9 protein-coding genes are annotated in these 11,523 nt (G+C 69.9%); 2 read left to right on the plus strand and 7 right to left on the minus strand.

The features are described from left to right. The first annotated feature begins 68 nt into the window (after positions 1-68). Positions 69-1,349 (plus strand): amidohydrolase, encoded by a 1,281-nt coding sequence (locus EXE45_RS11585; RefSeq protein ID WP_092922175.1) that lies wholly within the window; start codon positions 69-71, stop codon positions 1,347-1,349. Between the two features lie 517 nt (positions 1,350-1,866). Here EXE45_RS11585 and EXE45_RS11595 read toward each other — a convergent pair. Together EXE45_RS11595 and EXE45_RS11600 are read right to left on the minus strand one after the other, a co-directional pair. Continuing rightward, positions 1,867-2,316, minus strand: a complete 450-nt coding sequence (locus EXE45_RS11595) for a Rieske 2Fe-2S domain-containing protein (RefSeq protein ID WP_092922173.1) — start codon at positions 2,314-2,316, stop codon at positions 1,867-1,869. Positions 2,317-2,319: 3 nt separating this feature from the next. Further along, positions 2,320-3,690, minus strand: coding sequence for a geranylgeranyl reductase family protein (locus tag EXE45_RS11600; RefSeq protein ID WP_092922171.1), 1,371 nt, complete (start codon positions 3,688-3,690; stop codon positions 2,320-2,322). Between the two features lie 158 nt (positions 3,691-3,848). Here EXE45_RS11600 and fer point away from each other — a divergent pair, with 158 nt between their 5' ends. Further along, entirely contained in the window at positions 3,849-4,649 is an 801-nt protein-coding gene (fer, locus tag EXE45_RS21710) for a ferredoxin Fer (protein WP_092922169.1), read from the plus strand. 41 nt (positions 4,650-4,690) lie between these two features. Here fer and EXE45_RS11610 read toward each other — a convergent pair whose 3' ends face one another. The 5 genes from EXE45_RS11610 to EXE45_RS11630 form a co-directional block, all read right to left on the minus strand. Continuing rightward, a complete protein-coding gene (locus EXE45_RS11610) occupies positions 4,691-5,743 on the minus strand; it encodes an ABC transporter permease (RefSeq protein ID WP_092922167.1) in 1,053 nt (350 codons plus the stop codon). Further along, a complete protein-coding gene (locus EXE45_RS11615; protein ID WP_092922165.1) occupies positions 5,736-7,040 on the minus strand; it encodes an ABC transporter permease in 1,305 nt (434 codons plus the stop codon). Before EXE45_RS11615 ends, EXE45_RS11610 begins: the two co-directional genes overlap by 8 nt. Next, on the minus strand, positions 7,037-8,713 hold the full coding sequence (locus EXE45_RS11620; protein WP_092922163.1) for an ABC transporter ATP-binding protein: 1,677 nt from the start codon (positions 8,711-8,713) through the stop codon (positions 7,037-7,039). The genes EXE45_RS11615 and EXE45_RS11620 overlap by 4 nt, the downstream gene beginning before the upstream one ends. A gap of 178 nt (positions 8,714-8,891) precedes the next feature. Continuing rightward, positions 8,892-10,022, minus strand: a complete 1,131-nt coding sequence (locus tag EXE45_RS11625) for a BMP family protein (RefSeq protein ID WP_137694437.1) — start codon at positions 10,020-10,022, stop codon at positions 8,892-8,894. Between the two features lie 211 nt (positions 10,023-10,233). Beyond that, on the minus strand, positions 10,234-11,523 hold a 1,290-nt coding region (locus EXE45_RS11630; protein WP_137694438.1), incomplete at its 5' end, for a phosphomannomutase.

Below are 11,523 nucleotides of genomic sequence, written 5' to 3' on the forward strand. Positions count from 1 at the left end.
TTCACGCTAAGGTTACCCCTTTTCTCCGACAGGCGATCGTTTAAGCGGTCGCCGGGCCACCCGGACGTATGAGCGCTCTCGACAGCGGCGAGTACCGAAGCTTCCGACGCGACCTTCACCGCCACCCCGAGCCCGCGTGGCGCGAGTTCTACACCACCGCGCGCATCGTCGAGGCCCTCCGCGAGCGGGACCTGACGGGTCTCCACGTCGGGCCCGACGCCTTGGCAGCCGACGAGCGCCTGAACGTCCCCGACGACGAGGAGCTGGCGGAGTGGGAACAGCGGGCCCGCGAGGCGGGCGCCGATCCCGAAGTCCTCGAACAGCTCTCGGGCGGCTACACCGGCTGCGTCGCGGTCGTCGAGCGCGGCGACGGCCCGGTGGTCGGTCTGCGGGTCGACATCGACGGGCTCCCGATCACGGAGTCGGAGTCGGGCGACCACGTCCCGGCCGGTGAGGGGTTCCGCTCCGAACACGAGGGGTTCATGCACGCCTGCGGCCACGACGCCCACGCGACGATGGGGCTCGGCGCGCTCGACGTGATCCTCGACTCCGACTTCTCGGGCACGCTGAAGGTGTTCTTCCAGCCGGGCGAAGAGCAGATCGTCGGCGGCAAGCCGATGGCCGAGTCGGGCCACCTCGACGATGTCGACTACCTGTACGCGGTCCACGTCGGCCTCGACCACCCCTCCGGCGAGGTCGTCTGCGGCATCGAGGGGTTCCTCGCGGTGCGGCACTTCCTCGCCGAGTTCACGGGCGAACCCGCGCACGCCGGCGCGCGCCCCGAGCAGGGCCGGAACACGGTTCAGGCGATGGCGGCCGCGATCCAGAACCTCTACGCCATCCCGCGGCACGCGGACGGCCCGACGCGGGTGAACGCCGGACTCGTCGGCGGCGGCACCGCGACGAACATCATCCCCGAGGAGTCGTACATCGAGGGCGAAGTGCGCGGGCAGACGACCGACCTCGCCGAGTACATGTCCGACCACGCCGACCGGGTCCTCGACTCGGCCGCGGAGATGCACGACTGCGAGGTCGACGTCTCCACGCTCGGCGAAGCGCCCAGCGCGACGAGCGACGACGCGCTCGCGGGGCTCGTGCGGGAGTCTGCGGGCGACGTCTCGGGCGTCACGAACATCGTCGACAGCGACGAGCTCGGCGGCTCCGAGGACGCGACGTACCTGATGAACTACGTCCAGGAGCAGGGCGGGCTCGCCTGCTACCTCGGCGTCGGTACCGACCACCCCGGCGGCCACCACACGAGCGACTTCGACGTCGTCGAGGACGACATCGGGATCGGCATCGACGTGATCGCCGGCGCGATCCGGCGGGTCGCCGAGACGCGGCCGTAAGACCCTGGCGCGCTTCTCTGCCGATATTTAAAAGCATCCGCGACGGCTTTTATAAACAACTGCGGTAGCGCGCGCCTCCGAGCGGCCGGCCTAGGCGGCTGCGAGGAGCGCGTGCGAGGGACGCCGTGAGCGACGGGCGACCGTAGGGAGCCCGGAGCGAGCGGCGAGGCTGGGGAGGTGTGAGGTGCGGTGCCGGGCGGGACTCGAAGGGGCAGCCGTGAGGGCGAAGGCGCGCGACGAAAGCACCGCAGGAGCGAGTGAAACGAGCGACGAGGAGCGCAGCGAGCGCACCGAGCCCTCACGGCTGGGGCTTCGGCGGTGTCGGTATCGATCTGTCATCTATAAACGGCCGCGTACAGCCGAGCGGTTGAGACTTCGGTGGTGTCGGTGTTGGTGTCGAACGATCACTTATATACAAAACCGTACAGCCGAGTGGCTGGGGCTTCGATGAACGTCACCGCACAGTCGCCTATTTAAAAGGAGCCGACCACGAGTCTGCCTCTCGGATCTTCGCAACTCAGAACGTCAGGTGCGAGCTCGACGCCGGCCCCTCGTCGTCGCCGTCGTCGTCCGGTAACCCCTCGTAGAGGTAGGTGAGGTCGTCGTCCGTGAGGAACACAGCGCCGTCGCGCACATCGACGTCGATCGAGCGGAGCGTCGTCCCGGCGGCCTCGCCGTTGTCGCAGGAGCCCTCACAGGAATCGAACGCCGAGCCGTGCTTCGGGCAGACGACGGAGCCGCCCCGCGTCACGGCTCCTATCCCTTCGCGGTGGAGGCGCTGGTCCTCGTGGGTACAGCGGTTGATCCACGCGCGGACGGGCGGATCGACGGAATCGTCGGCCTCACCCGGCTCGTCCGCGCACGGCACGAGGAACACCTCGCGGTCCTCGTCGCCCTCGCGGGCGGTGAACGCCCACGAGCCCTCCTCGCGCACCGTCTCGACGGTCGTGAGTCGGTAGCCGCTCACGCTTCAGTACTTCGCGTCGGCGCCGGTCGTCTCGTACACGCGGTCCATGATGGCGTCGCGCTCGCGGGTCCAGTTGGCCATCGCGGCGGGGCTCGTCGGGTACTCGTCGTAGTGGGCGAGCAGCTCGTCGGCCAGCGACTTCGTCTGGTAGAAGTTTCGGATCGTCCCCCAGTAGCCGAAGCTCTTGATCGCGGCCTTCACCTTCAGCCCGAAGGACATCGAGGTCGACCCCTCGTACAGCGCCTCCGCGAGCTTCTCGCCCGGCAGCGACGCGAGCAGCCCCATCAGGTCGTCGACGTCGACCGCGGTCGAGAGGACGTTGTACACGTCGAGACCGGCGTAGCGCCCGCCGAAGTGGTCCATCACGCGGGTGTTGTACCGCCAGAGGTTCTCCTCGGTCACGTCGCCGTCGGAGACCGCCTTCACCGCCTGTTCGCCGGCGTACTTGCCCGCGTATGCGGCCCCCGCAATCCCGCCGCCCGTCGTCGGGTTCACGTGGCCGGCGGCGTCGCCGACCGCCATGTACCCCGGCGCGACCGCCGAGTCGTAGGGGCGACGCGTGGGGAGGGCGGCGCCGAGCTTGTCCGTGACCTCCGCGCCCTCGAACTCGGGCCGGTCCCGGAGGTCCTCCTTCAGCGACTCGACGAGCTGCATCGGCTCCTCGGTCATCTGGAAGCCGAGCCCGGCGTTGATCTCGGTGCTGGTCCGCGGGAAGTACCAGAGGTAGCCCGCGGCGCGGTCGGTCGCCTTGAACACCAAGGCGTCGTCCCACTCGACCGGCTCCGGCACCTCGACGATCTCGCGGTACGCCGAGCAGAACTGCGAGTACCGGACGTTCGTGTCGAAGGTGGTCCCCTCGAAGTCGGCCTTGTCCTGGAGCAGCGAGAGCGACCCGGCGCCGTCGATCACGACGTCCGCGGCGTAGGTCCGGGGGTCGCCCTTCCGCACCGCGTGAAGCCCCGTGACGCGGCCCGTCTCGTCTTGCGCCACGTCGTTGATGACGGTGTCGTAGTGGAAGTCGACGCCCGCGTCTTCGGCGCCGGCGATGATCTGTCGGCCGTACTCCCAGCGGTCGATGACGGCGAGTTCCCCGGGCACCGGGATCTCCAAGACCGTGTCCTCTTGGGGGATCTCGAACCGACCGTGGTCGACGCCGGTGTTCGTGAACGCGGGTTCGAGCCGGTCTTTCGGGATCGCCTCGGGGAAGGCGTCGGCCCCCTTCAGCGCGTCGCCGCAGGCGATGTGGCCGGCCTCCTGTTCGTCCTTCCGCTCGACGATGACGACGTCGAGCCCCTCGTTCGCGATCGTCGCGGCGGCGTAACAGCCGGCGGTCCCGGCGCCCGCCACGACGACGTCGTACTCGTCGATATCCATTACCGGACCGTGTCGTGCGCCCGGCAAAACTCTTTGCTCCCGTTTCGGTCGCGTCGGAGGCGACGGATTCCGGGGCGGACCGCGGTCCGACGGACGCGCCCGCGAGGCCTAACTGTTCAGGCTCACCGTTTAACGCCCCGGAGCCGCGTGGTACGGGTATGGGCCAACTCGATCAGACGGACGCCGATCGGATCCGGGCGTGGCTCCCGGAGGTCAGGTCGTCGGAGGCGACCGCGGCGCTGATGACCGCCGTCGCGTACGACCGGGGGATCGGCACGGCGGAACTCGCCTCGTGGTACGGTCGCTCCGAGGAGTGGGTCGAGGAGACGATAGCGACGCTCGACTCGTCGGGGTTCGTCTCGACCGTCGCCCGGCTCGAAGGGGTCGACATCGAGGCGGTCGCCGCCGAGTCGAACCTCGCGCCCGCGACGGTCCGTGACTGGTTCGACGGCCTCGCCGACGAACCGGTCCCGGAAGCGGCGGACGTGGTCCGGCGGTACGCCGAGGGGTCGGTCGAGCCGGTGCGTACCGGCACGCCGTCGACCGTCTACCACCTCGACCGCGACGTGATGGCCGAGCGCGGCTGGGCGGTCGACGACGACGACCTCTTCGAGAAGGCGGCCGAGGCCGACCTCGACCTGCCGGCGTACGGTCGGTTCCTCGTCGAGCCCGGCGAGTCGATCCTCGAGGCCGCGGAACGCGGCGGGCGCTCGTGGCCGTACGCCTGTCGCGGCGGCGCCTGCTCGAACTGCGCCGTGATCGTCGTCGAGGGCGACGTGGCGATGCCGGGCCAGTCGGTCCTCTCCGACGAGCAGATCCGCGAGGAGAACGCGCGCCTCTCCTGCGTCGGCGTCCCGATCACGGACGAGGTCAAGATCGTCACCGGCGTCGGCGACGCCGACGACTTCGCCGACCTGCGGCTGCCGTCGCCGGCCGACGACCCGAGCGCGTCGGACTGACCGCGGGGCGGCGTTCGCGGCGGCCGTTCCCCTCGCCGTCTCTACTCCTCGGTCTCGTAGTGTTCGCCCGCGGCCTCGGGGATCTGGGTCCGGCCGACCAGCGCGAGCACGACGATCACCATGACGTACGGGATGGTCTGGACCAGCGTGTCCGGAATCGCGTAGCCGAGCTGCTGGAGGCGGATCTGGGTCGCGTCGAGGCCGGCGAACAGCACGCCGGCGCCGAGCGTCCCGAGCGGGTTGTAGTTGCCGAACAGGTACGCGACGATGGCGATGAACCCCTTCCCCTGAACCATCGTCTCGCCGGAGCCGACGAACTGCCCGATCGACAGCGCCAGCGCCGAGCCGCCGACCCCGGAGAGGACGCCCGAAAGCAGGACGCCGGCGTACCGCACCTTCGAGACCGAGACGCCGACCGTGTCGAGCGCCTTCGGGTTCTCGCCGGCCGCCCGGAGGTGTTTCCCGAAGCCGGTCTGGTTCAACAGCCACCACGAGCCGACGGTCGCGACGATCACCATCGCGGTCGAGTACCGCCATCCGACGTTCGCGCCGAGGTTCGGCGTGTTGACGCCGCCGAAGAACACGGTCGACATGAACGGCGCGAGCCCTAACGCGATGAGCCAGACGGCCAGCCCGGCGATGATCTGGTCGGCCTTGAACTCGATGCAGACGACCGCGAACAGCGCCGACAGGAGCGTCGACGCGGCGATGCCGGCGAGGAACCCGACCGCGAGCGCCGGGACGCCGAGGACGGCGTTCCCGATGCCGACGACCGACGCGGCGTACACCGACACGAACGCCGAGATGATGAGCAGTCCCTCCAGCCCGATGTTGATGACGCCCGACTTTTCGGCGAAGATGCCGCCCAGCCCGGCGAGCACGATGGGCGCCGCGAGCCGCGCCGTCGACGTCGCGGTGCTCGTCGAGAAGACGATACCGGCGAGGTCGCCCGCGACCGAACCCGGGAACGCGAGCCCGAACGCGCCGAGCAGCGCGAGCAGCCCGGCGGTGCCGACGACCAGCGAGCGCACGTAGTCCGACTCGATCAGGTCGTCGAGGATCGGGATCGACGCGGCCGCGAGCGGGTTACGCATCGGTCTCACCCCGGTCACCGCCGGCGGTCTCGTCCGGCTCGGTCGTCCCCGGGACGCCGCCTGGGGGCCCGCCGACGCCGGTGTATCGCCCGATCATCCGGAAGAATTCCGGCATCGCGACGAACAGGATAATGAGCCCGCGCAACACCGCGACGAGCTCCGTGGGGACGTCCGTCCGGAAGCCGATCTCCAGGGCGCCGCCCTTCAGGACCCCGAAGAGGAACGCCGCCGGCAACACGCCGATCGGGTTGTTTCCGGCCAGGATCGAGACGGTGATGCCGTCGAAGCCGAGGTCGGGGACCGAGGCCATCCACCGCCCCTCGGACATCAGCACCCACACCGAGCCGCCGAGGCCGCCGAGGGCGCCGGACAGCGTCATCGCCCGCACGGTCGTCTGCTTCGCGTTCACGCCGCCGTACTCGGCGGCCGCCGCCTGGACGCCGCTCGTCCGGAGGTCGTACCCGAGCGACGTGTGCTCGACGAAGTAGTAGAGCGCCCCGATGAAGACGACACCGACGAGGAGCGCGATCAGCGCGAAGTCGCTGGACTGCGGGAACAGCCACGGGAGGAACTGGGCGTATTCGGGGACGTACCTGGTGGCGACCACTGAGGAGCCCTCGGCGCGGAACACCTCCAACACGAGCACGTACGCGACGTTCGCGGCGACGAAGTTGAGCATGATCGTCGTTATCACCTCGTTGGCGTCGGCGTACGCCTTGAGCGCCCCGGGTATCGCCCCCCAGAACCCGCCGGCTACGGCGCCGGCGGCGGCTCCGATGACGACCAGCACGACCCCGGCGATCCGACCGGCGGGGAGCAGGGGCGCGACCGCGAGGACCGAGAGCGCGGTCGCGAGCGCGCCGACGACGAGCTGCCCCTGCGTTCCGATGTTGAACAGGCCGGCGCGGAAGGCGACGGCGACCGACAGCCCCGTGAAGATCAGCAGCGTCGTCTCCGAAAGCGTCAGGCCGAACGAGAGGTTGAACGGAGTCCATTCGGGATTCAACAGGCCGGGGTCACCGACGGCGAACGGGTAGCCGAGCGCGCCGTTGAACAGCACGACGTACACCTCGACCGGGTCGTAACAGAACCCCAGTCCCGTGAGCGGCATCGTCCAGGCCGCGGTCGTACACTCGGCGATCCGGCCCGAGACGAGCACGATCGCGAAGCCGATGACGATCGAAAGCAGGATCGCGGCGACGCTTATCACGAGCCGCTCCGCGACGCTCCGGTCGACGAACGGCGCGACGAGGCGGGCGACGACGGACGGGCGCCCGTCCGCGTCCGATTCGCTCACGCGTCCACCCCCTCGTCGCCGGCGGTCGTGTCGTCGATCCCCTCGCCCGCCTTCTCGCCCTCGACCTCCTCGGTTGCCGCCCCCTCGCTTGCCGTCTCCTCGCCCCCCACCTCCTCGCTTGCCGCCTCGTGAAGCGCCGCCCCCTCGACGGAGTCGTCGTCGAGCGACTCGCCGGCCATCAGCAGACCGATCTCCTCCTCGGTCACGGTCGCGGGGTCGACGACCCCGGTGAACTCGCCCTCGTGCATCACCGCGAGCCGGTCGGAGAGCCCCTGTACCTCGTCGAGCTTCGATGACACCAGAAGCACGGCCTTCCCCTGCGAACGAAGGTCGAGCAGCCGATCGTGGAGGAACTCCGTCGATCCGATGTCGACGCCGCGGGTCGGGTGCGTCGCGACGACGAGGTCGGGGTCGCGCTCGAACTCGCGGCCGACGATGAACTTCTGCTGGTTACCGCCCGACAGCGACTCTGCCTCGGCGTCGGCGTCGGGCGGTCGCACGTCGTACTGCTCGATGACGGACTCGGCGTGGTCTCGGGACGCCCGCCAGTCGATCCGACCCCTCTCGGCGAACGGGGGGTCGTGTTGGCTTCCGAGAATGGCGTTTTCGGTGAGATCGTAGGACATCACGAGGCCCCGCTCCTGCCGGTCCTCGGGAATGAACGCCATCCCGCGGTCGATCCGGTCGCGGCGGGTCTTCCCCGCCATCGGCTCGCCGCGGTAGCGGACGTCTCCGGACGACGGTCTGCGGAGGCCCGTGATCGCCTCCACGAGCTGTAGCTGACCGTTTCCGTCGACGCCCGCGACGCCCATGATCTCGCCGGCGCGGAGCTCGAAGGAGAGGTCGGAGACCGCCTCCACGCCCCGGTCGTCGTCGACGCTGAGGTCGGTGACCTCCAACACCCGGTCGCCCGCCTCCTGGGGCGTCGTCGCGGGGTCCATCAGCACCTCCCGGCCGACCATCATCTTCGCGAGCTCCTCCCGCGTCACGTCCGACGTAGCGACGGTCCCGACGTTGACGCCGTCGCGCAGGACGCTTATCTCGTCGGCCGCGGAGAGCGCCTCGCCGAGCTTGTGCGAGATGAAGATGATCGTCTTGCCCTGGTCGGTGAGCTCCTCGAAGACGCCGTACAGCTCCTCGACCTCCTGCGGAGTCAACACCGCGGTCGGCTCGTCCATGATGAGCACGTCGGCGCCGCGGTACAGGGCCTTCAGGATCTCGACGCGCTGCTGTTCCCCGACCGAGATGTCCGCGATCGTTGCGTCCGGGTCGACATCGAAGCCGTAGCGCTCGCTCAGTTCGACGACGGCCTCGCGAGCCGCCTCCCTGTCGACGCGCAGTCCGCCCCAGGTCGTCGGCTCGTTGCCCAAGACGACGTTCTCCCACACCGTCATCGGGTCGACGAGCATGAAGTGCTGGTGGATCATGCCGACGCCGGCGTCGATCGCGTCCCGCGGCGAGTCGAACGACTGCGGTTCGCCGTCGAGGCGGACGGTCCCGTCGGTCGGCCGGTAGAGGCCGTACAGCACGTTCATCAGCGTGGTCTTGCCGGCCCCGTTCTCCCCGAGCAGGGCGTGGACGCTCCCCCGCTCCACCGCGAGATCAACGTCGTCGTTCGCGACGACCCCGGGGAATCGCTTCGTGATACCGTCCAAGTGGACCGCCGGGTTCATTCACCCGTAACTCCGCGCCGGAGCCTAAAAACGCGCGGATTCCGAGCTGACGCACCCCGAGCGGTCGAGAACGTCGCGTCCGCCGGGTCGGTCCGGACTCCGAGACCGGGGCAAGTCAGTCCGGACTCCGAGACCGGAAGCCGCCTCGGAGCGCGCTCGGGAGCCGGCGTTCCCGGGCTCAGTTGCTCGTCGTCTCCGGCACGTCGATGTTGCCGGCGATGATCTCGTCGCGCGCGTCCGCCACCGCGGTCTTGATGTCTTCCGGTACCTGACCGCCGATCTCCTGGCCGTAGACGCACTCGACGCCGTTCGATTCCAGGCCGAGCGCGATCGTGTTTCCGCCCTGATGGCTGCCGTCGATCACGTTCGAGATCGACTCGTACACCGCGGTGTCGACGCGCTTCACCATCGACGCGACGATCACGTCGGCGAACGACGGCTCAGAGACCGACTGGTCCTGGTCGACGCCGAACGCGAACCGACCCTCGGACTGGGCGGCCTGGAACACGCCGACGCCAGTCGCGCCCGCGGCGTGGTAGACGATGTCCGCGCCGCTCTGATACATCGACAGCGCCTGCTCCCGGCCGCCGGAGGGGTCGGCGTAGCTGCCGACGTAGCTCGTGATGACGTCGACGTCGTCGGACGCGTAGTCGACGCCCGCCTCGAAGCCGGCCTGGAACCGGCGGATGACGGGGCTGTCGACGCCGCCGACGAATCCGACGTTCGTCGAGTCGGGCGCCGTCGCCCCCGCGCCGGCGGAGAAGTCGGTCTCGGTCAGCCGGCCGGCGAGGACGCCCATCAGGAACGAGCCCTCGTGCTCGCGGAACAGGTAGTTCGCGACGTTCGGCTCGTCGACCGTCGTGTCGACGATCATGAAGTCCTGATCGGGGAACTGCGGCGCGGTCTCGGAGAGCGCGTCGCCCTGGTTGAACCCGATACAGGAGACGAGGTCGTAGTCCGGATCCGTCGAGCTCGCGTACAGCTGCTGGAACTGGCCGAACTCGCCGGCCCCGTCCGGCTCGGACTCGTCGTACGCGATGCCGAACTCCTCTTCGGCCTGGAGAATTCCCTGCTGTGCGGCGTCGTTGAACGAGTTGTCGCCGAGGCCGCCGTCGGAGTACACGATGCCGACCGTCGCCGGGGGCTCGTCCGACCCCTCGCCGCCGTCCGAACCCGAAGAGCCGTCGGACGCGTTCCCGCCGCCCGACCCGTCGCTCCCGCTCGGGCCGCCGCTACACCCGGCGAGACCGATGAGGCCCGCTGCGCTTGCCGCCTTGATGAACCGCCGCCGCTCGAAGTCGGATGCCATCTCGTCTGTATCCCCGTCGGAACGCGGCATAAATTCGTCGTTCCCTCGGCACTGAGGAGACACGTTCGTGGAAAGAAGCGGCCGAATACCTGGGGAATCACCGGCGAATGTCGCGATTTTGATCCACAAATCCGGATTGATACCGGTCGTAAACGGAGCGGAGAACGACACGGATCAACACCGGGTCTCGCCGCTCGAACCGCCTGCCGCTCTACGCCGCCGCGACCGCGTCCTCGACGATCTCCTCGACCTCGGCCACGAGCGCGTCGACGTCGTCGCTCTCCGCGTACACGCGGACGTACGGCTCCGTGCCGGAGGGACGCACCAGCGCCCACGAGGCGTCGTCGAACTCCAGCCGGACGCCGTGGTCCGTGTCGACCGCCGCGTCGGGGAACGCCTCGGGGAGGGCCGTCTCCAGTCGGTCCATCGCCGTCGCCTTCGCGTCGTCGGGGCAGGCGACGCTCACCTTCCGGTACGGGCGTTCGGTGACCGGTTCTCGGAGCGCGTCCAGCCCCTCGTCAGCGACGAGACGGGCGATCACCGCCGCGGAGGTGACGCCGTCGATCCACCCGCCGAAGCCGACGTGGATGTGCTTCCACGGCTCGGCGGCGAAGACGACGCGGGTATCGTCGCCGGGGGCGCTCTCTCCGCGAACCGCGGCGATCCCCTCGTGAAGCGCGCCGAGTCGCACGCGCTCGACGCGGCCGCCGGCCTCGCGGACGCGCTCGTCGATGCGTCCGGAGGCGTTCGGCGTCGTCACGACGACCGGGTCCGCCGCGCCGCTCGTACGGGTGTATCGCTCCGCGAGCACCGCGAGCACCGTGTCCTCGTGGACGACCTCCCCGTCCGCGTCGACGATCACGATCCGGTCGGCGTCGCCGTCGTGGCCGATGGCGAACGCGAATCCCTCCGCGTCGCCGTCGCCTTCGGCGTCCGGCCTCGGGCGGCCGGGGTCGTCCACGCCCTCGTTGGCGTCGGCGACGAACGCGCGCAGGTCGGCCAGCGTCTCCGGGGTCGGCTTGCTCCCCCGGCCGGGGAAGTGGCCGTCGACGTTCCCGTTGAGCGTGACCACGCTGGCGCCGAGTTCGCGGAGGACGGTCGGCGTCGCGGGCGCGCTCATCCCGTTGCCGCAGTCGACCGCGACCCGGAGGCCGTCGAGGTCGGCGCCGAACCCCGCGGCGTACTCGCACACGTCGTCCAGGTAACCCTCCAGCGGGTCGGTCCGGGCGGCCCGGGTCCACTCGTCCCACGGGGCGACCGACTCCTCGGCGGCGACGCGCGATTCGACGGCGCGCTCCAGGTCGCGGTCGAACTCGGCGCCGTCCCGGAACAGCTTGATCCCGTTGTCCGTGGGGGGGTTGTGCGAGGCGGTGAGCATCACGCCGTAGCGGCCGCGCGAGGCGTGCGCGAGCGCCGGCGTCGGGAGTCGGCCGGCGCGGCGAACGGCGACGCCGCCGCGGATCCCGGCGGTTCCGAACAGGTCCATGTCGCCCACCTCGGC

Source organism: Halorubrum sp. SP9 (assembly GCF_005435015.1).
GTDB lineage: Archaea > Halobacteriota > Halobacteria > Halobacteriales > Haloferacaceae > Halorubrum > Halorubrum sodomense.

Bases quoted from the DNA above. Each gene is read 5' to 3' on its own strand.
- fer (WP_092922169.1), top strand. From the start codon at position 3,849: ATGGGCCAACTCGATCAGACGGACGCCGATCGGATCCGGGCGTGGCTC.
- EXE45_RS11610 (WP_092922167.1), bottom strand. From the start codon at position 5,743: ATGCGTAACCCGCTCGCGGCCGCGTCGATCCCGATCCTCGACGACCTG.
- EXE45_RS11600 (WP_092922171.1), bottom strand. From the start codon at position 3,690: ATGGATATCGACGAGTACGACGTCGTCGTGGCGGGCGCCGGGACCGCC.
- EXE45_RS11585 (WP_092922175.1), top strand. From the start codon at position 69: ATGAGCGCTCTCGACAGCGGCGAGTACCGAAGCTTCCGACGCGACCTT.
- EXE45_RS11625 (WP_137694437.1), bottom strand. From the start codon at position 10,022: ATGGCATCCGACTTCGAGCGGCGGCGGTTCATCAAGGCGGCAAGCGCA.
- EXE45_RS11620 (WP_092922163.1), bottom strand. From the start codon at position 8,713: ATGAACCCGGCGGTCCACTTGGACGGTATCACGAAGCGATTCCCCGGG.